Annotated in this window: 18 protein-coding genes; all 18 read left to right on the forward strand. The window is 53.6% G+C overall.

Translation table 11 applies throughout. The features are described 5' to 3' along the window. The first annotated feature begins 1 nt into the window (after position 1). The 18 genes from HRQ60_RS04645 (at position 2) to nusA (ending at position 19,900) form a co-directional block, all read left to right on the forward strand. Positions 2-463 carry a hypothetical protein gene (locus HRQ60_RS04645; RefSeq protein ID WP_172194465.1) on the forward strand — a complete coding sequence of 154 codons (462 nt, stop codon included), beginning with the start codon at positions 2-4 and terminating at the stop codon, positions 461-463. Positions 464-465: 2 nt separating this feature from the next. Further along, positions 466-1,254 (forward strand): FliA/WhiG family RNA polymerase sigma factor, encoded by a 789-nt coding sequence (locus HRQ60_RS04650; protein WP_172194466.1) that lies wholly within the window; start codon positions 466-468, stop codon positions 1,252-1,254. A gap of 67 nt (positions 1,255-1,321) precedes the next feature. Then, on the forward strand, positions 1,322-2,725 hold the full coding sequence (locus tag HRQ60_RS04655; protein WP_172194467.1) for a FapA family protein: 1,404 nt from the start codon (positions 1,322-1,324) through the stop codon (positions 2,723-2,725). A 57-nt stretch (positions 2,726-2,782) separates the two neighbouring features. Beyond that, on the forward strand, positions 2,783-3,100 hold the full coding sequence (locus HRQ60_RS04660; protein WP_172194468.1) for a hypothetical protein: 318 nt from the start codon (positions 2,783-2,785) through the stop codon (positions 3,098-3,100). A 14-nt stretch (positions 3,101-3,114) separates the two neighbouring features. Continuing rightward, entirely contained in the window at positions 3,115-3,696 is a 582-nt protein-coding gene (locus HRQ60_RS04665) for a DUF6115 domain-containing protein (protein ID WP_172194469.1), read from the forward strand. Beyond that, positions 3,696-4,565, forward strand: a complete 870-nt coding sequence (locus tag HRQ60_RS04670; RefSeq protein WP_172194470.1) for an endolytic transglycosylase MltG — start codon at positions 3,696-3,698, stop codon at positions 4,563-4,565. Before HRQ60_RS04665 ends, HRQ60_RS04670 begins: the two co-directional genes overlap by 1 nt. 263 nt (positions 4,566-4,828) lie before the next feature. Further along, a complete protein-coding gene (gene rpsB, locus HRQ60_RS04675) occupies positions 4,829-5,527 on the forward strand; it encodes a 30S ribosomal protein S2 (RefSeq protein WP_141449421.1) in 699 nt (232 codons plus the stop codon). Between the two features lie 143 nt (positions 5,528-5,670). Next, complete coding sequence (tsf, locus tag HRQ60_RS04680; RefSeq protein ID WP_172194471.1) at positions 5,671-6,318, forward strand: translation elongation factor Ts; 648 nt, start codon at positions 5,671-5,673, stop codon at positions 6,316-6,318. A 122-nt stretch (positions 6,319-6,440) separates the two neighbouring features. Beyond that, complete coding sequence (pyrH, locus tag HRQ60_RS04685) at positions 6,441-7,169, forward strand: UMP kinase (RefSeq protein ID WP_172194472.1); 729 nt, start codon at positions 6,441-6,443, stop codon at positions 7,167-7,169. Position 7,170: 1 nt separating this feature from the next. Beyond that, positions 7,171-7,725, forward strand: coding sequence for a ribosome recycling factor (frr, locus tag HRQ60_RS04690; RefSeq protein ID WP_172194473.1), 555 nt, complete (start codon positions 7,171-7,173; stop codon positions 7,723-7,725). 82 nt (positions 7,726-7,807) lie between these two features. Continuing rightward, entirely contained in the window at positions 7,808-8,584 is a 777-nt protein-coding gene (uppS, locus tag HRQ60_RS04695) for an undecaprenyl pyrophosphate synthase (RefSeq protein ID WP_172194474.1), read from the forward strand. Between the two features lie 86 nt (positions 8,585-8,670). After that, on the forward strand, positions 8,671-9,471 hold the full coding sequence (locus HRQ60_RS04700) for a phosphatidate cytidylyltransferase (RefSeq protein ID WP_172194475.1): 801 nt from the start codon (positions 8,671-8,673) through the stop codon (positions 9,469-9,471). A gap of 48 nt (positions 9,472-9,519) precedes the next feature. Next, positions 9,520-10,659, forward strand: coding sequence for a 1-deoxy-D-xylulose-5-phosphate reductoisomerase (locus tag HRQ60_RS04705; RefSeq protein ID WP_172194476.1), 1,140 nt, complete (start codon positions 9,520-9,522; stop codon positions 10,657-10,659). Between the two features lie 107 nt (positions 10,660-10,766). Then, a complete protein-coding gene (rseP, locus tag HRQ60_RS04710; RefSeq protein ID WP_172194477.1) occupies positions 10,767-12,053 on the forward strand; it encodes an RIP metalloprotease RseP in 1,287 nt (428 codons plus the stop codon). A gap of 96 nt (positions 12,054-12,149) precedes the next feature. Then, entirely contained in the window at positions 12,150-13,607 is a 1,458-nt protein-coding gene (gene proS / locus HRQ60_RS04715; protein WP_172194478.1) for a proline--tRNA ligase, read from the forward strand. Between the two features lie 159 nt (positions 13,608-13,766). Continuing rightward, a complete protein-coding gene (locus tag HRQ60_RS04720) occupies positions 13,767-18,098 on the forward strand; it encodes a PolC-type DNA polymerase III (protein WP_172194479.1) in 4,332 nt (1,443 codons plus the stop codon). A gap of 207 nt (positions 18,099-18,305) precedes the next feature. Beyond that, the gene (rimP, locus tag HRQ60_RS04725; RefSeq protein ID WP_172194480.1) at positions 18,306-18,767 is read left to right on the forward strand and encodes a ribosome maturation factor RimP; all 462 of its coding nucleotides are present in this window, start codon (positions 18,306-18,308) and stop codon (positions 18,765-18,767) included. Positions 18,768-18,802: 35 nt separating this feature from the next. Beyond that, positions 18,803-19,900: a transcription termination factor NusA gene (gene nusA / locus HRQ60_RS04730; RefSeq protein ID WP_172194481.1), complete on the forward strand. Its 1,098-nt coding sequence runs from the start codon at positions 18,803-18,805 to the stop codon at positions 19,898-19,900. The last annotated feature ends 10 nt before the right edge of the window (positions 19,901-19,910 follow it).

Consider the following 19,910-nt stretch of genomic DNA (forward strand, 5'->3'; position numbering starts at 1 on the left):
GATGAAGGGAACCATACGAGTAAATCTGATATTCGCTTTAATCGGATTCGTCATCACTTTTTTGTTTGCGATCCGAAACAACCTCCCCCTTACAAGTTTGACCCGGGGAGGGATTGGGGCGTTGGTCTGGTTTCTTTTGGCCTTCCTTTTTCGCATCGTGCTTGGAGCACTCGAGCCGCTGCCCAAAGAAAAGACCGGCAGCGGCTCTTTGGTGGCAGACCCGGTAACGGGAGAAGAGATGCGGGGGGCCCGGCTGGATCTGGTAACGCCGGATGAAAGCGACGAACTGAACGATTTGTTGAGACCGGATGCGGATAAGACTCGTGCAGCCGGGCAGCAAAGAGAACAAGTAAACGATTTTCAGCCGCTAAACCCGCCCAAATTGGTATCAACACAAGATAAAGATCCCGAAGAACTGGCGAAAGCCGTACGTCATCTCACGGAAGATGAAGGAGGGAGATAACAATGGATGAACGCAAATCCGGTCAGTTGAATCACCTGGATTTATGGATAAGCTGGAAAGAGCACAATGACGTCGAAGCCAAGAAGAAACTGATCGAGAATCACTTATCCATTGTCGATTACGTCTCTTCGCGGCTTGCGGTGGGACTCCCGAAAAACGTTTCCAAGGACGATTTGGCAAGCAACGGAGTCATGGGGCTGATCGACGCAATCGAAAAGTTCGACTACAAGCGCGGACTGCAGTTTGAAACCTACGCTTCCTGGCGCGTAAGAGGAGCCATTCTTGACGGTCTGCGTCAAGGAGATTGGGTCCCTCGTTCCGTACGGGAAAAAGCGAAGAAAATCGAGGAAGCTTACCAAAAACTCGAGCAGGAAAATATGCGAGGCGCTTCCGATCAGGAAATGAGCGAATTCTTGGGCATATCCGAAAAAGAATTCCAGCAGATGCTGCAGGACGTTTCGGTCATGTCGCTCGTTTCGCTTGAAGATCCAATCCGCGAAGAAGAATCGGAAACTCGGATCTCCGTCCTGGTCGACGAGAAGGCCAAGAATCCCGATCACAAAGTCAATGAGTTTTACCTCAAAGAAGCATTGGCCAAAGGAATCGAGAAACTGACCGAAAAAGAACGGATTGTCATCTCGCTGCTTTATTTCGAAGATTTGTCGCTCAGCGAAATTGCCGAGGTCATGTCGCTGTCGCCTTCAAGAATCTCGCAGCTGCATTCCAAAGCGATTCTGCGCCTGCGCGGGACACTGGATAAACAAAAAAGCCTGCTGATGCAGGATCGGTAACATCGGATGGTAGGCGGCCGGGGGGCTACTGGCCAGCGATAAGCACAGTTGAAAAGAGGGGTTGTCCGTGGTTGAGCGTCTGGCTTTGGATCGGCATCTTGCCATCGTATTAGAACCGTCCAAAATGTCGGCCCGTCTGCGTTTTACAAAGGCGGAAGAAGACTTTGCTTGTACGGAAGAAAGTTTGAGACAGTTTCTGCACGACCAAAACGTGCGTCACGGTCTGCTGGACGAGGCGATCAGAAGTTTCGTCGCGTTGCCGGAGAACTACTTTTTTGACGAAATCGAAATTGCCAGAGGGACCTCTGCGATAGACGGTGTGGATGGCACGATCGAATTTATGTTCGACAAGGAAGAAGAAGCCAGACCGATGGAACGCGAAGACGGACGGGTCGATTACAAAGAACTCATCCGTCTTAAAAATGTCGGCAAAGGCCAGCTTCTCGCCCGTCGTCATCCGACTCGTCGGGGTACGCCGGGCACAGCGGTAACGGGCGAAGAAGTTCCGTTCAAGCCTGGCAAGGAAGCAAGGTTCAAAGTCGGGAAAAACGTGGTGACGGATGAAAAGCAAACTTCGATGTACGCGACGATCGAAGGAATGGTCAGCCAAACCGACAATGGAAAAATCAATGTATTCACGGTGTACGAAGTGCACGGGGACGTGGATTACAGCAGCGGCAATGTCGACTTTGTAGGAACGGTCGTTATTCGCGGAAGCGTTCTGCCGGGTTTTCGTGTCAAAGCGGCAGGAGACATTCGCGTTCAGGGCGGTGTTGAAGGTGCCGAATTGTTCGCGGACGGATCTATCGAGATTACGGGCGGCGTGATCGGCTACCACAAAGGGATCGTCAAAGCCGGAATGAATATAAAAAGCTCCTTTATCCAAGATGGCAATGTCGAAGCGGGTGAAGATATCATCGTTTCGCAAAGTATCCTGCATTCCGAAATCAGAGCCGGCAAAAACGTCGTCTGCAGCGGAAGCAAAGGATTGATCGTGGGCGGTCATATACAAGCCGGCGAGACGGTGACGGCTCGCACCGTGGGCAATACGATGGCTACGGCCACCGCAATCGAAGTAGGCGTTCTGCCGAATCTTCGCAACGAATTGGCGGACCTACATAAACGACTGCGGGAAACCGCCGAAAACATGCAAAAAACGACCCAGGCTTTGGGATTGTTGGATCAAATGGCGCATGCCGGAACGCTGAACGCGGATAAATTGGCCCTTCGTGCCAAGTTGAGCGTGACAAAGCGCAAGCAGGAGCAGGAACGCGCCTATGCAAAAGAACGCATTTTCGAGATCGAACATATTTTGGAAGATACCGGCCGCGCGCGCGTTGTCGTGAACGATACCATCTATGGCGGCGCTAAGGTCGTAATCGGCCGTTACACCAAGTTTGTGAAAGAAACGACACATCGCGTATCTTTTCAATATTTGGAAGGCGACATCGTGATGTCCGTTAATCACTGATCGATCGGTAGGAGTACCGGAGATTCGATAAGAATACAGGAATAGGGGTGTCCGATCATGAAGGCGATAGAGGTCCAGTTGGCAGTTCATCGCGCTCCCGAGACAAGCCGGATGCAGCAGGATCAGATGCAGCGCCCCTTGACCGATCAAGCTCTGCTTGCCGGACAAACGAACACCCAGGTTGAAAGGGCTCGTCATCGCAGTGCGCCCACTACCGAAGCATCGGATGCGGGAATTCGCAAAGACAGCGGCGGGCAGGAAGGGAATACTTCCCAGCGAAACGCAGCCGGCGAGTCGGAAGAACAGGAAGCGGGCGTCGCCAAAATCGCCGCTCCCCATCCTTTCAAAGGAAAACATCTTGACTTGTCGCTGTAAGAAAGGAAACTGAGATGAACGATGCTTGGCTTTACGTGGTTCTGCTCGGCGCGGCGTCGGTTGTGTATGCTTTTCTTATTCCTAAAGGAAAGACGGGCCCAAAAGCCACCGGCAGCGACCGAGTTGTACGCGAAGTGGAGAAGACCCTCGAACAGTATATGGCCGAGATGGAAAAAGAAAATGACGACCTCGTCAACCTGCTGGTACAGATCCGGCAGGAGACGGGGGCCAAACAGTCTTCGCTTCAGGAACAGCTGGGAGAAATGCGAAGCCGCCTGGCTGAAATGGAGCGCACCTCGGGCAAGCATGAAGCGAGAATCGAACAGTTGGCGTCTGCGGAAATGTCGGCTGTCGATACAAGAGCCATGCAGGAAGCGGCAAGGCAGCTGCGTAACGAATTGATCGAGAGCGCTGCCCCCCAGCAAGTCCAAGTGGAAACGGAGCCCGAACCGGAAGATTCGGTTCGTCTCCGTTATCCTCAGCTTTTCGAGCTGCACGATCAGGGGAAGTCCATTGATGCCATTGCTAAGGCTATCGGTCTTCAACGCGGCGAAATCCAACTGATTTTGCGTTTGGCGAAAAGGGAGGAAACGTAGTGTTCAAAAATCGCTCTTTTATGCTGGGACTCGGAATCGGAATTATGGCAGGGGCACTGCTGCTGCAGTTGATGCTGCTTGCGCAAAGCGGGCGTGAAGCGGCGCCTTCGGCTGCCGTCGATTCGCCAAGTACCCGGACGGAGCAGCAGGCGGCCGGCATTGCGGAAGAACCGGCTGGGGAACCGTCCGCTTCCAAAAGCGAAGCCCCGGAGAAATCCGCATCGACAGACTCCGCGCCGACAACCTCCGCTGGTGAAGAGTCCGCACCGTCCGAAGGTAAACCGGCGGAATCGAAGCCTGCGGAATCCGTGCCGGCAGGCACGGTGGACAAACCGGATACCGCTGCAGGGGATACGGGCAAGGCGGAAGCATCCAAGCCGGCAGAAGCGGCTGCTCCGGCCAAGGCTCCAACGGAGCCTGTCTCCACGCCTGCAGAGAAACCGGATGCCGGAGAAAAACCTTCCGTATCCGAACCGACAGCGCAGGAGACGGTAAAGCCTTCTGCGCCGCAGGCTGCAGCTTCGACGAAGCCTGCGGCTCCCCAGAAACCCGACAAAGCGGCTTCTACGGAGCAGGCTCAGGCGCCCCAAGCTCCGGAAGAACCGAAAGCATCTGGCGACGTAAAGCCCCAGCAGTCGGAAGCCGCCGCTTCGTCGCGGGTGACGTTCGAGATTGAGAGCGGCATGAATCTTCAATCCGTGTCGAGGGCACTCGAGCAGGCCGGTATTGTCGACGACGCCGTGACTTTCCAGCGCCAAGCTGCGGAAGCCGGTGCAACGGCCAAACTTCAAGTCGGCAATTACTCGTTCAAACCGGGAGACTCGTATACGGACATCATACGCGAGATCTCGACACCCAAAAAAGAATAGCAAGCGACAACGGGCTGCGGATTCCTATCGGAATTTGCGGCCTTTTTCAATTTGCTTTTTCGGTAGATCCGAACCAAAACCGCACCAAAATAATGCCTAACAGGGATTGCACAGTCTCATTGCATATGTTAAACTAGAAAACGGTGTTAAAACACACGCTGATTGATTCTGCGGAAGGTGCTTCGCCCGGGGCGGAGTCTCCACAGGAAATGATTTCGGCGGAGGTACATCAAAAAACCAAACCCATAGGAGGTGTATGGAGAATGGCAGTTATCTCCATGAAACAGCTTCTCGAAGCTGGCGTACACTTCGGTCACCAAACTCGTCGTTGGAACCCGAAGATGGATCGTTACATTTTTACCGAAAGAAACGGAATCTACATCATCGACCTGCAAAAGACAGTCAAGAAAGTTGACGAAGCTTATAACTTCGTAAAAAGCCTGGCTGGCGAAGGCGGTACCCTGTTGTTCGTAGGTACCAAAAAACAAGCTCAAGACTCCGTGAGAGACGAAGCGGAACGCTGCGGCATGTACTTCATCAACCAACGTTGGCTCGGCGGCACGCTGACCAACTTCCAAACGATCCAAAAACGGATCGATCGTCTGAAAAAGCTCGAAGCTTGGGAAGAAGACGGCACGTTCGAAGTTCTGCCTAAGAAAGAAGTTATCCTGCTCCGCAAAGAGAAGGATCGCCTCGAAAAATTCCTCGGCGGCATCAAGAACATGAAGAAACTGCCTAGCGCACTCTTCATCATCGATCCACGCAAAGAGCGTATCGCTGTTGCTGAAGCTCGCAAGCTGAACATTCCGATCGTAGGTATCGTAGATACAAACTGCGATCCGGACGAAATCGACTACGTTATCCCAGGCAACGACGACGCAATCCGCGCCGTTAAACTGCTGACAGGTAAAATGGCCGATGCGATCATCGAAGGCAACCAAGGCGAACAAACAACTGCATAAGTCAGGCTGTGCCGGAATCGGTACGTAATGCCCGACGATCGCAGAGTTAATAAAAGAGGGTGGTTGGTGGTGAATAGCCTCTTAACCGCCCTTTTTTTAGGAGTAAATTTCGAAACCAAATACTTATCTGGAGGTCATCAACAATGGCAGTAAACGCGAGCGCAGTAAAAGAACTTCGTGAAAGAACGGGCGCAGGTATGCTCGATTGCAAAAAAGCACTGGAAGAAACCAACAATGATATCGACAAAGCCGTAGACGTACTCCGCGAAAAAGGCTTGTCCGCAGCAGCGAACAAAGCCGGCCGTACCGCTACAGAAGGCACGGTTGAATCGTACATCCACGCAGGCGGCCGTATCGGCGTTCTCGTGGAAATCAACTGCGAAACAGACTTCGTCGGCAAAACCGACCAATTCAAAAGCTTCGCGCGCGACATCGCGATGCATATCGCTGCCGCTAACCCACTCTACGTTCGCCGCGAAGAAGTACCGACAGAAGCACTTGAGAAAGAAAAAGAAATCCTGAAAGCCCAAGCCCTCAACGAAGGCAAACCAGAAAAAATCGTTGAGAAAATGGTTGAAGGCCGCATCAACAAGTACTACGAAGAGTACTGCCTGTTGGAGCAATCTTTCGTTAAAGATCCAGACAAAACCATTTCGCAGCTGCTGAACGAAAAAGTCAGCACAATCGGCGAAAACATCTCGATCCGTCGTTTTGCTCGTTTTGAGCTGGGCGAAGGCATGGAGAAAAAAGTCGATAACTTCGTAGAAGAAGTTATGGCTCAAGTTAAGTAATTCGGCCAAGCCATTAAAGAATAATCACAGCTTCTGTGTATGGGGGGAACACTTGGTGTTCCTTCTTTTTTAAGCAGGGTTCTCGCCCGTACGCAGGCAGTGGAAAAAAGCGGAGGGTATAATTGATGCAGCCTGCATTTAAGCGAGTGGTACTCAAAGTCAGCGGCGAGTCGCTTGCGGGACAGAACGGATACGGAATCGACGGATTGACGATTGCGGATATTGCCGAACAAATCAAAGAAGTCGTGGAACTTGGTGTCGAAGTTGCCGTCGTCTGCGGCGGCGGCAACATCTGGCGGGGAATCGCCGGCAGTGCGAGCGGAATTGACCGTTCGACCGCGGATTACATGGGGATGCTTGCCACCGTGATGAACTCGTTGGCGCTTCAAGATGCACTGGAGTCGATCAATGTGCCGACTCGCGTGCAGACGTCGATCGCCATGCAGCAGATCGCTGAACCGTACATTCGCCGCAGAGCCATCCGCCACCTGGAAAAAGGCCGCGTCGTGATCTTTGCAGCAGGCACGGGCAACCCGTTCTTCTCGACCGATACGACCGCTGCGCTGCGCGCCGCGGAAATCGAAGCGGAAGTGATTTTGATGGCGAAGAACAAAGTGGACGGCGTCTATTCGGCCGATCCGTTCCTCGACAGCACCGCCGAGAAGTTCGAGCAGCTGACCTATATGGAAGTGCTGAACCTTAACCTGGGCGTCATGGACTCTACCGCTTCTTCCTTGTGCATGGACAACAATATTCCGCTGATCGTATTTGCCATTACCGAAAAGGGTAATATCAAAAGAGTCGTTCTCGGTGAGAAAATCGGAACGATCGTCAAAGGGAGTGTAGATTAAAATGCCACAAAGCGTGAAGAAAAACGCGGAAGAACGTATGGGCAAAGCGATTCAGGCGCTTCAACGCGACCTGAGCACGCTGCGCGCGGGACGCGCAGTACCCGCTCTGCTCGATCGGATTCAAGTCGAATATTATGGAGCTCCCACTCCGCTGAGCCAACTGGCGAACATCAACACGCCGGATTCGCGCACTCTGATGATTCAGCCTTGGGACAAATCTTCGCTGGGCGAAATCGAACGCGCTATTCAAAAGTCCGACCTGGGTTTGACTCCGGGTAACGACGGTAACGCGATTCGCCTGAGCATTCCGCCTCTGACCGAAGAGCGCCGCGGCGAACTCGTCAAATTGACGAAAAAGTTCGGCGAAGAAGGCAAAGTGGCTGTCCGCAACATCCGCCGCGATGCCAACGACGATATCAAGAAGATGGAAAAAGGCGAAATCTCCGAAGACGAATCTCGTGGCCATCAGGAAGATATCCAGAAGCTTACGGATAAATATATCGCGGAAGTCGATAAAGTGATCGCTGCAAAAGAAAAAGAAATTATGGAAGTTTAAGACCCCGCGACCCCTCCGTTCCAGGTGGGGTTGTGTCTTTTTCAGGGACATGCGCGGGAGCTGAAGGCATGGGGGAGAAAACATGATAAATCGGTTTCGCTCGTGGATCGGTTCCAAAAAGCGCGAAGAAGTTTCGGGACCGGCTGAACCGTCGGCGGAGAACGTGCCGCAGCATATTGCCATCATCATGGACGGCAACGGCCGATGGGCCAAGAAGCTCGGCATGCCGCGGATTGTGGGCCACCAGAGCGGGATGAAGGCGGTCAAACGCGCCACGATCGCCGCGGATGAACTGGGTGTTCGCTATCTGACGCTGTATGCTTTTTCCACAGAAAATTGGAGCAGACCCAAAGAGGAAGTAGACTTTTTGATGCGGCTGCCGCAGGAATTTCTGGCGCTTGAACTCTCGGAATTGATCGAAAAGAATGTACAGGTACGCATGATGGGCAATATGGAAAATCTGCCCGAACATACACTGAAAGCGATGCGGGAAGCGATCCGGCTCACACAAAGCAACACGGGCCTGGTATTGAATTTTGCACTCAATTACGGAGCAAGGCGTGAATTGGTTGAAGGAATCCGGGAAATTGCCCGTCAGGTCGAGACCGGTCGGATTCGTCCGGAAGATATCGATCAAGATATGATTTCGGCCCATCTTCAGAGCGTCGATATGCCTGACCCCGATCTGTTGATCCGCACGAGCGGCGAACTGCGCATCAGCAACTTTATGCTGTGGCAGATTGCCTATAGTGAACTTTGGTTCACGAACGCCTATTGGCCGGAATTCGGCAGAGAACATCTTAGAGAAGCAGTGGCCGAATACCAGCGTCGTACACGCAGGTACGGCGGTTTAAAATAACCGCCTGGCACTTGAAGACACCGAAAATCAAGTGAGCAGGTACGGCGGTTCGAAATAGCGGCGTCGCCCGGACGGAGGATGAAACGGTGAAACAGCGAATTATAACCGGCGTAGTAGCCGGCGTGTTGTTTTTGGGATTATGCGTGGTGGGGGGAATCTGGTACCCTGCGCTGATCATGCTGATGGCGCTTGTCGGTTATTACGAGTTTGCCAAAATGAGCACAGGGGCCCCGTTTCGTGCGGAAGCCTGGATCGGTTATGCGGGAGTGGCCTATTTAACTTTTCCTTGGCATATATGGAACCTTGAGTTTCCGATTCCTCCGATGCACGCGGCTTGGCTGCTTCTGCTTCTGCTGCTTACGGCGACGGTGCTCACCAAAAACGAAATCAATATCAAGCAGGCATCGCTGCTGTTTTTAGGTGCGGCTTATGTCGGCTTGGGTTTTTATTATATTTCCATCTCGAGGGAAACGCCGGACGGACAAGGATTGTTTTGGACGTTCCTGCTGCTGCTCAGCATTTGGGGAAGCGACGCGGGAGCGTACTTTACCGGGAAAGCTTTCGGTAAAAACAAGCTGTGGCCGGCAATCAGTCCGAACAAAACGATTGAAGGCGCCGTGGGCGGGATTTTGATTGCGGTGCTTATTGCGCTCGGCTTTTCGTTTGCCGCTCCGGAATTGGTCAATCCGCTTCAAGCCATGCTGATCGGATTTGCCGCTTCGGTAGTCGGGCAGATGGGAGATTTGATCCAGTCGGCCTACAAGCGGATCTACGGAATCAAGGATTCCGGCAGCATTCTTCCGGGACATGGGGGAATTCTGGACCGGTGCGATAGTTGGCTGGCCGTGTTTCCTTTTGTACATATCCTGTTTTTGCTTCCTTACTAGTGAGCCGGACAGAGATTGCGCAGCGATACGGAAAGGGGCACACCCATAATGACAAAAAAAATCGCGCTGCTCGGTTCGACGGGTTCGATCGGAACCCAGACCCTGCAGGTCGTTTCGGAGCATCCGGAACGATTCGAAGTCGAAGCTCTGGCGGCAGGCGGGAATATTGATCTGCTGTTGGAACAGATTCATTTGTTCAAGCCTTCCAAAGTCTCGGTAGCTACCCGGGAAGCGGCGGAAAAGCTCAAAGGGCAGGTTCCGGGTGGGACGTCCGTCTATTTCGGTGAAGAAGGGTTGATCGAGATTGCGGCCGGTACCGATGCGGACACCGTCGTGACGGCAGTGACCGGAAGCATGGGGCTTCCGGCGACGCTTGCCGCGATCGACGAAGGCAAGACGATCGCTTTGGCAAACAAGGAGACGCTTGTGACGGCCGGCCATCTGGTTATGCGCCGCGCCGCGGAAAAAGGCGTATCGATTCTTCCGGTGGACAGCGAACATTCGGCGATCTTTCAATGCCTGAACGGGGAACCGCGGGATCGGCTTCTCGGGATCACGCTCACCGCTTCGGGAGGCTCGTTCCGGCATTTGAGCCGGGAAGACTTGGCCAATGTGACGGTGGAAGATGCGCTCAAGCATCCCAACTGGTCGATGGGAGCCAAGATCACCATTGATTCGGCGACCATGGTCAACAAAGGACTGGAAGTGATCGAGGCCCATTGGTTGTTTGGTTTGTCCTACGATGAGATCGGCGTCCTGCTGCATCCGGAAAGTATTATTCATTCGTTTGTGGAGTTTGAGGATACAAGCATCATCGCTCAACTCGGCAATCCCGATATGCGGGTTCCGATCCAATATGCGCTGACTTATCCCGATCGTATCCCGCTCAAGACCAAGCGGTTGTCGCTGGCCGAGATCGGAAAATTGAATTTCCGGGAAATGGATTTCGAGCGCTTCCCTTGTTTAAGGATGGCTTACGAATGTGGTAGAATGGGAGGAACCGCTCCGACCGTATTCAATGCCGCGAACGAAGTGGCAGTCGCACGCTTTTTGCGCGGGGAAATTTCGTTCCTGCAGATTGAAGACACGCTTGAGAAAGTCGTTCAACGGCACGAATCGGATCCGGATCCGGACCTTTCGATCATTCGCGAAGCCGATACATGGGCACGGCGGATGGCTGCCGAATAATCGGCAATCCGGAGTCTGACAAACCGAATACGGCTTCTCTATTTTGCCGTCCGGAAGTAAAGCCTTAGCGGATTCGGGCTACACGAACAGGGAGGATCAGACCAGACATGATGACACTTCAGATCGTTGTGCTGACCGTAATGATGTTTTTCATCGTCGTTACGGTGCACGAATGGGGACATTACTTTTTTGCCAAACGCGCGGGAATTCTCGTCCGCGAGTTTGCAATCGGCTTCGGTCCTAAGCTGTTTTCTTATAAACGAGACGAAACGGTCTTCACCCTGCGTCTGCTGCCGCTCGGCGGCTATGCGAGGATGGCCGGAGACGATCCGGAGCTCGATCCGATCCAGCCGGGGCAGACCATCGCCGTGCGGCTGTCGGACGAAGGACTCGTCAAGAAAATTTATCTCGACCGCTTGGATACCCGGCGGAATGTAGTGATCGGCGAGATCGAGTGGATGGATATCGAAGAGCGGATGCAAATCCGGTTGAATGTCGACGGGGAGACGCAGCATCTCGAAGTGGATCGCAAAGCGGACATCGTGACGCGCGGACAAGAACTTCAGGTTGCCCCGAAAGATCGTCAATTCCGCAGCAAAAGCGTGGGCAAAAGAGCGCTGGCGATTTTTGCCGGACCGATGATGAACTTCGTTTTGGCTTTCGTCCTGTTCCTGATTTATGTTCAGGTCGCGGGAGTGCCGGACGAAAATGCAGCAGGGGTCAAAGTTTCGAGCGTGGTCGCGGGTACGCCTGCAGCCGCTGCGGGACTTCAAGAAGGCGATATTGTGCAGTCGATCGACGGACAGCCGGTTGACGGCGACTTGTCCAAGGTCACGACGCTGATCAACGCTTCGGGTGGTCAAGAAGTCCAAATGTCGGTTGAACGCGGCGGAGAAGCCGTGCAGATTCCGGTTACCCCGAAAAAGGTGACGGCGGAAGACGGCCGCGAAGTGCTTCAGGTCGGTATTGCGCTGGGGCAGCTCAAACGTACGGCTTCCTTTACGGAAACGTTCCAGTTTGCGGGCGAGTCTTTCCAGAAAGGCAGCACGGCCATTCTGGATGCGCTTCGCCGCCTGGTATTCGAACGTTTTGATATCAATCAGCTGGCCGGCCCTGTAGGTACGCTTCAGGCAACCGGGCAGATTGCCAGCCAGGGGATCGACCAGATGATTCTGTGGACGGCTCTTGTCAGTATCAACCTCGGCATTTTCAACCTGCTGCCGATTCCGATGCTCGACGGCAGCCGGCTGATCTTCCTCGCGATCGAAGCGATCCGCAGAAGACCGATCGATCCGAACAAAGAAGGCATCGTTCACTTCGTCGGCTTCGCACTGATCTTCCTGCTGATGATCGCGGTGACCTACAACGACATTTTGCGCATTATCAACGGATAATTGGGTAACACCCCAAATAAGTAAGCAAGGGTTAAGAACCGGCCCTGCCGCCTTGGAGCGGCAGAAGCGGTTCGCTTGATAAACGGAGGGAAACCCATGGCAAGCGACAAACAGGACAAGCAGTTCGTTACCGAAATCACACCACAGAGCGAAGACTTTTCGCGCTGGTATATCGATGTCATCAAAAAAGCCGAACTGATGGATTATGCGCCGGTTCGCGGCTGTATCGTGTTCCGTCCGGACGGTTATGCGATCTGGGAACATATTCAGCAGGAAATGGACCGCAGGTTCAAAGAAACGGGTCATCGCAACGCTTACTTCCCTATGCTGATCCCCGAAAGTTTTTTCCAAAAAGAAAAAGAACATATCGAAGGATTCAATCCGGAGCTGCCGTTCGTTACGGAAGCCGGCGGCGATATTCTGGAAGAGCGCCTGGCGGTACGTCCGACTTCGGAAACGATGTTCGGCCATATGTACTCCAAGTGGATCAAGTCGTATCGCGATCTTCCGGTCCTGATCAACCAATGGGCCAATGTCATGCGCTGGGAAAAGCGGACGATGCCGTTCCTGCGTACCAGCGAATTCCTGTGGCAGGAAGGCCATACGGCGCACGAAGACGAGAAGGACGCACGCGAAGAAACGATGCGCATGCTTGAACTGTACCGCGATTTCTCCGAAGATTATTTGGCACTGCCGGTGATTATGGGTCAGAAGACGCCTTCCGAGAAATTCGCGGGCGCCGTTGACACGTTCTCGATCGAAGCGATGATGAAAGACGGCAAAGCGGTTCAAGCCGGTACTTCCCATTACATGGGAACCAACTTTGCCAAAGCTTTCGAGATTCAGTATCTGAACCGGGATAATGAACTTGAATTCGCGCATACCACTTCCTGGGGAACCAGTACCCGGCTGATCGGCTCGCTTATTATGGCGCACGGCGACGACCGCGGGCTTGTTCTTCCTCCAAAAGTGGCGCCGACACAGGTCATTTTGATTCCGATCGGGCCTCCCAAAATGCGCGACATGGTCATCGAGCGTGCGGACGCTTTGTTTGCGGAACTTAAGGCTGCCGGTATCCGGGTGAATATGGATGACCGCGCCGATGTGCGTCCGGGCTGGAAGTTCAACGAATACGAGATGCGCGGCGTACCGGTACGGATCGAGATCGGACCACGCGATATCGAAAACGGCGTCTGCCTGCTGGCTTCGCGCCTTGGCGGCGACAAACTGACGGTTCAGCTGGACAATGTGGTTGCCGAAGTGCAGCAGCTGCTGGAAGACATTCAAAAAGGGATGTTCCAGCGCGCGCTCGAGTTCCGCAGCGAACATTTCCACTCCGTGGACAACCTGGACGAAATGCGTACACAGATGGAAGCGAAACGCGGATTCTTCCTCGCCGGCTGGTGCGGAAGCGAAGCCTGCGAAGAAACGGTGCGTGCCGAAACGGGCGCGACAAGCCGCAACATTCCGTTTGATCCCCAAGAACGCAAATCGACCTGCGTGGCCTGCGGAGAAGCGGCCAAACACACGGTCGTATTCGCCAAAGCCTATTGATCCGAGTTTTCGGCGAATCGGGCACAGATGTATCAGACCGGGCCGGTACGGCCGGACAACCGGATGAAGACGGGCTCGGAATAAAGCTTCCGGCGGCGGGCAAAGTTTGAAGCCCTCCGCGGAAGCTCTTCGTTTTTAAGAAACAAAGGGGGACAGACGATGAGTGAGACGGCGGAGCGCAGACAGCGGCTCGAACTGCTGATGAGGCAGGCCGAGATGCCGGCCAGCGCGGCGGACCCTTATTTTAACGACGGCTATATCGACCGGGTAGAAATCAGCCGCTCGAACCGGGATTGGAAAATCGTAATTGCCAAAGACACCCTGGTACCCGCACAGATCTATCGGACCTTTTGTCTGCAGATCCAGGAGCGGCTCAAACATATCGCCAAGATCGGGTTCTTGTTCCAATACACGGGCGAGGATCGGCAGGGCGAAATCGTGGACGAATATTGGAAACTGTTCATCGAATGGGCCCAGCGGGAGATTCCTTCGGTTAACGGCTGGATGGCAAGATCCCGTGCCGTTACGCAGGGGACGGTCACGACGGTTTCTTTTTCCGATGCCACATCGCTTGAACTTGGCCGCAAACGGAACATTGACCGTGCACTGACCGATTTTTATGCCAAATATTTCGGGCTCCAGCTTCAGGTCAAGTTGACCGTAGGCGAAGAAGAAGGCGCGGCCGCGGCTGCCAAAGCCGAATTCGACGAGATGCGTAAACGCGACGAATTGGCTGCAATCGAGAAGATGATGGCCGAGATCGATGCCGAGGTCAGTGCCGGAGAAGGCAGCGAAGACGACGAGAATATCAAGCTCCAGGTCGGATACGATATTCGCGACGAAGCGATTCCGCTGCAGAATCTTCAGGACGAAGAGAAGAAAGTGACCATTCAAGGCCTGATCTTCGGATTGGACAGCAAGGAACTCCGCAACGGAAGTACTTTGTTCACTTACTATCTGACCGACTACAGCGATTCGCTGCAGATGAAGATGTTTGCCAAGAACAAAGAGGACCTCAAAGTGATGAGCCTGCTGGCCAACGGGAAATGGGTCAAAGCGCGCGGACGCGTAGAGCTGGACCGTTTTATGCAGATTCCGGAACTCGTCATGATCCCTTCGGATCTGATGGAGATCAAGACGCCGCCGATCCGAATGGACAAAGCGGACGAAAAACGGGTTGAATTCCATCTGCACACGAAGATGAGTACGATGGATGCCGTCTGTTCGATCGAAGAATATGTCAAGCGCGCGGCAAAATGGGGCCACAAAGCGATTGCGGTCACCGACCACGGCGGCGTTCAGTGCTACCCGGATGCGGCCAAAGCGGCCAAGAAAAACGGGATCAAAATGATCTACGGCGTCGAAGCCAATGTCGTGAACGACGCGGTGGCGGTTGTCTTGAATCCCCGCGAAGAAGAACTGAAGTCGGCGGAGTATATCGTATTCGATATCGAGACCACCGGCTTGTCGATCACGCAGAACAAGATCATCGAAATTGCGGCGGTCAAAATGAAAGACGGACAAGAGACAGGACGTTATTCCACTTTTGTCGATCCGCACGAGCGGATTCCTTACCATATCCAGCAGCTGACCAATATTACCGACGATATGGTGCGGGGCGCGCCCGAAATCGACAGCGTAATCCGCGAGTTCGTGGAGTTTGCCGGCGACGGCGTACTTGTTGCGCACAACGCGCGCTTCGATATGGGTTTTATCCAGGCGACGCTCAAAGGCTTCGGTCTGCCGGAGCTCCATAACCCGGTACTCGATACGCTGGAGCTGGCACGTCTGCTGCACCCGTCGATGAAAAACCACCGTTTGAATACACTGGCAACCAAATATAAAGTGGCTCTTGAAAGCCATCACCGCGCGATTGACGATACGATTGCGCTCGGCGGCATTTTGAACGGACTGATCGACGAAGCCGTCAAAGAACGCAATTTGAAAAACCTGAGCCGGCTCAACGATTTTGTCGGCAAAGATTTATCCAACTCCCGTCCGTTCCACTGCGGGATCTACGCGTTGAACAATGTAGGCAAAAAAAACCTGTACAAGCTCATTTCCATGTCCCATACCGAGCATTTCAAGCGGGTTCCCTGCATGCCGAAGTCGAAGCTTGAGAAAATGCGCGAAGGCCTGCTGATCTTGTCGGGCTGCGAAAAAGGCGAGTTTTTCGAAGCGGTACTCAACAAGACGGTCGAAGAAGCGGAAGAGATTGCGCAGTTCTACGATATTTTGGAGATCCAGCCGCTGACCATGTACATGCATCTGGTGGACAAAGGGCTTGTCGGAAGCGCGGAAGAACTGAAGATTGCGGTTGAAAAAGTATGCAAGATCGGCAGCAAGCTGAACAAGCCGGTCGTGGCGACAGGCAATGCGCATTATCTCGATCCCCGGGATAAACTGTACCGTGATATCACTATTCACGGCATCACGGGCTTCAGCCCGCTCAAAGACCAGAACAAACCCGACGCGCATCTGCGGACAACCGAAGAAATGCTGGAGGAATTCAAGTTCCTGGGCGCGGAGAAAGCGAAAGAAGTCGTGGTCACCAATACGTCCGAGCTGGCCGACCGGTTCGAAGAGCTCAAACTGTTCCCTTCCGAACTGTATACGCCCGTCATCGAAGGGGCCGATCAGGAAATTCGCGATACGTGCTATTCGACGGCCAAAGCCATGTACGGAGACGAACTGCCTGAAGTCATTGTCGCGCGGCTCGAAAAAGAGCTGGGCCCGATCATCAAGTTCGGTTTCTCCGCCAACTATCTGATTTCCGAACGGCTTGTGAAAAAGTCGAACCAGGACGGTTATCTGGTCGGTTCGCGGGGTTCGGTCGGCTCGTCCGTCGTCGCGATGTTCCTCGGGATTTCCGAGGTCAACCCGCTGCCGCCGCACTACATCTGCCGCAATTCCGAATGCAAGCACAGCGAGTGGTTTTTGGACGGCAGTGTAAGAAGCGGATTCGATATGCCCAACAAGACCTGCCCGGACTGCGGTTCGACCATGCTGGGCGAAGGACACGATATTCCGTTCGAGACGTTCCTGGGCTTCAAAGGCGACAAGGTTCCCGATATCGACTTGAACTTCTCCGGCGAGTACCAGCCGCAGGCGCATAACTTTACGAAAATCATGTTCGGTCCGGATAACGTATTCCGTGCCGGCACGATCGGTACGGTCGCGGAGAAGACGGCGTTCGGTTTTGCGAAAAAGTACGAAGAACAGCATCAGAAACGCTGGCGCTCGGCGGAACTGAACCGGCTCGCCTCCGGCTGTACCGGAGTCAAACGCAGTACCGGCCAGCACCCGGGCGGTATCGTCGTTCTGCCGGATTATATGGAGATCGAAGACATTACGCCGGTTCAATTCCCGGCCGACGATGTGAATGCGGAATGGAAAACGACCCATTTCGACTATCACGCTTTTGACGAAAACCTGCTGAAGCTCGATATTCTCGGCCACGATGATCCGACCATGATGCGGATGCTGCAGGATCTCACCGGCGTCGATCCGACGAGCATTCCGATGAACGATCCCAAGGTCATGAGCATGTTCAATTCGACGGAATCTCTTGGCGTCACGCCCGAGCAGATCCGTACACCGGTCGCGACGTACGGGGTGCCGGAGATGGGAACGAAGTTCGTACGGCAGATGCTGATCGAAGCCAAACCGTCGAGCTTTGCGGATTTGCTGCAGATCTCGGGACTGTCGCACGGAACGGGCGTATGGCTCGGCAATGCCGACCAGCTCATCAAGAATGGGACCTGCAACATCAAAACCGTTATCGGCTGCCGGGACGATATCATGCTGTTCCTGATCTACAAAGCGGGTATGGACGCGGGTCTTGCCTTCAAGATCACGGAGAGCGTACGTAAAGGCAAAGGGTTGTCCCAGGAATGGATCGACGAAATGAAGCGCTGCAAAGTGCCGAACTGGTACATCGATTCCTGTCTCAAAATCCAGTACATGTTCCCGAAAGCGCACGCGGCCGCCTATGTCATCTCGGCTGTTCGTACGGCCTATTTCAAGCTCTATCATCCGATCGAATATTACGCGACTTATTTCTCGGTCCGCGCCGCCGACTTCGATATCGAACTGTTCTGTCAGGGATACGAAGCGATCGGCCGCAAAATCGTCGAAATCGAGCAGAAAGGCTTCCAGGCGCTGCCGAAAGAAAAAGCGATGCTGCCGATTCTGGAAATGGCGCTCGAAATGACGGCCCGCGGTTTCACGTTCAAGACGATCGACCTGTATCACTCGGATGCCAACAAGTTTACCGTCGACGGAACGAGCCTCTTGTTCCCGTTCTCGGCGCTTGCGGGTCTCGGCGAAAATGCGGCCAAGAGCGTTGCGGCTGCGCGCGACCACGGCGAATTCCTGTCGATCGAAGACTTCCAGCAAAAATCCAAAGCTTCGAAAACGATCATCGAACTGCTTAACCAACTGGGCTGTTTCCGGGGACTTCCCGAGAGCAACCAGCTGTCGCTGTTCTGAGAAAGAGCGCAGCGGCGGCGTTTGTAAAGCCTTCGTACTTGTCACCATCAAGGGTTTATGGTATAATACGAGTAGGATTTTGGAGTTACACACAGCGGGAGATAGATCTTTGTGTAGAGAGTGGGGCAACCCACTCTTTACTTTTGGGCTGATATCTTCTGCGCCGCCCTTGCGGACGGAACCTGACAACGCTTGGAGGGTGAATGCTTGAGCACACCAAAGATTAAAACAACCGTAGAAGAAATGATCGAACCGTATCTGATCGAACAAGGATTCGAATTGGTGGATGTGGAGTATGTCAAAGAAGGCGGAAGCTATTTCCTTCGGATCTACGTCGACAAAGAAGGCGGTATCGATATCGACGACTGCGGACTGATCAGCGAGTACATGAGCCAGAAACTGGACGAGAACGATCCGATCGACGAGGCGTACTTCCTGGAAGTATCGTCGCCTGGCGCCGAACGGCCGCTGAAAAAAGCGGAAGACGTGCTGAAATCGGTCGGCAAAGACGTTTTCGTAACGACTTACGAAGCGATCGGCGGATCCAAAGAATTCGAAGGCAAGCTGCTTTCGTTTGAGAACGGAGAACTTGTGATCGCCATCGGGAAGAAGCAGGCGACCGTGCCTTACGACAAGGTCGCCAGTGCCAGACTGGCTATTATCTTCTAAATATAGATAGTCCTGAAAGGGGGAGCGTTGGGGAAATGAGTACGGATTTCATAGAGGCTTTGAACGAGCTTGAGCGCGAGAAGGGAATCAGCAAGGAAATTCTTTTTGAAGCGATTGAAGCGGCGTTGATCTCCAGTTACAAGCGCAATTTCAATACGGCTCAGAATGTGCGTGTGGATATGAATCGCAATACTGGGGTAATCAAAGTATATGCGCGCAAATTGGTTGCAGAGGAAATTCTCGACGACAGAACCGAAATATCGCTCGAAGGCGCGCGGGAGATCAACCCGCACCTGCAGATCGACGATATCGCGGAACTCGAAGTGACGCCTCGCGATTTCGGCCGTATCGCCGCTCAAACGGCGAAACAGGTCGTGACGCAGCGTATACGGGAAGCCGAACGCGGTCTGATCTACAATGCGTTCGTCGACAAGACGGAAGATATCGTGACAGGTACCGTGCAGCGCATGGATGCCCGCAATCTGTACGTCGATCTCGGCAAGATCGAAGCGGCACTGCCGCTGACCGAATTGATGCCGGGAGAGAAGTTCGCGCATAACGAACGGATCAAAGGGTATATTACCAAAGTGGAGAACACCACCAAGGGACCACAAATCATTCTGTCGCGGACTCATCCGGGATTGTTGAAGCGTTTGTTCGAACTCGAGGTGCCGGAAATTTTCGACGGAGTCGTCGAAATCAAGTCGGTCGCCCGCGAAGCGGGATTCCGCTCCAAGATTGCGGTTTACTCCCGCAATCCCGAAGTGGATCCGGTGGGTTCGTGCGTGGGCCCCAAGGGTGTCCGCGTACAGACGATCGTAAACGAGCTGCGCGGAGAAAAAATCGACATCGTCAATTACTCCGAGAGCGTGGAAGATTATGTGGCCAATGCCCTTAGTCCGTCTAAGGTTATCGAAGTCGAAGTGTTTGAAGCCGAGAAAATGGCCCGCGTCATCGTGCCGGATTATCAGCTGTCGCTTGCCATCGGAATCAAAGGCCAAAATGCACGCCTTGCGGCGAAGCTGACGGGCTGGAAAATCGATATCAAGAGTGAAACGCAGGCGGAGGAAGAGTTCGGCAGAGCGCGCACGTACGACAGCGAAGTTTCGCAGGACTCCGCGTCCTTCGACTGATAGCCGGATT

Origin of the sequence: Saccharibacillus qingshengii (genome assembly GCF_013185195.1) — a bacterium.
Classification (GTDB): domain Bacteria; phylum Bacillota; class Bacilli; order Paenibacillales; family Paenibacillaceae; genus Saccharibacillus; species Saccharibacillus qingshengii.

Excerpts from the sequence above, each read along its gene's own strand:
- HRQ60_RS04665 (WP_172194469.1), top strand. The coding sequence starts at position 3,115 with ATGAACGATGCTTGGCTTTACGTGGTTCTGCTCGGCGCGGCGTCGGTT.
- nusA (WP_172194481.1), top strand. The coding sequence starts at position 18,803 with ATGAGTACGGATTTCATAGAGGCTTTGAACGAGCTTGAGCGCGAGAAG.
- HRQ60_RS04705 (WP_172194476.1), top strand. The coding sequence starts at position 9,520 with ATGACAAAAAAAATCGCGCTGCTCGGTTCGACGGGTTCGATCGGAACC.
- HRQ60_RS04645 (WP_172194465.1), top strand. The coding sequence starts at position 2 with ATGAAGGGAACCATACGAGTAAATCTGATATTCGCTTTAATCGGATTC.
- HRQ60_RS04660 (WP_172194468.1), top strand. The coding sequence starts at position 2,783 with ATGAAGGCGATAGAGGTCCAGTTGGCAGTTCATCGCGCTCCCGAGACA.
- tsf (WP_172194471.1), top strand. The coding sequence starts at position 5,671 with ATGGCAGTAAACGCGAGCGCAGTAAAAGAACTTCGTGAAAGAACGGGC.
- uppS (WP_172194474.1), top strand. The coding sequence starts at position 7,808 with ATGATAAATCGGTTTCGCTCGTGGATCGGTTCCAAAAAGCGCGAAGAA.
- proS (WP_172194478.1), top strand. The coding sequence starts at position 12,150 with ATGGCAAGCGACAAACAGGACAAGCAGTTCGTTACCGAAATCACACCA.
- rseP (WP_172194477.1), top strand. The coding sequence starts at position 10,767 with ATGATGACACTTCAGATCGTTGTGCTGACCGTAATGATGTTTTTCATC.
- HRQ60_RS04720 (WP_172194479.1), top strand. The coding sequence starts at position 13,767 with ATGAGTGAGACGGCGGAGCGCAGACAGCGGCTCGAACTGCTGATGAGG.
- HRQ60_RS04650 (WP_172194466.1), top strand. The coding sequence starts at position 466 with ATGGATGAACGCAAATCCGGTCAGTTGAATCACCTGGATTTATGGATA.
- frr (WP_172194473.1), top strand. The coding sequence starts at position 7,171 with ATGCCACAAAGCGTGAAGAAAAACGCGGAAGAACGTATGGGCAAAGCG.
- rpsB (WP_141449421.1), top strand. The coding sequence starts at position 4,829 with ATGGCAGTTATCTCCATGAAACAGCTTCTCGAAGCTGGCGTACACTTC.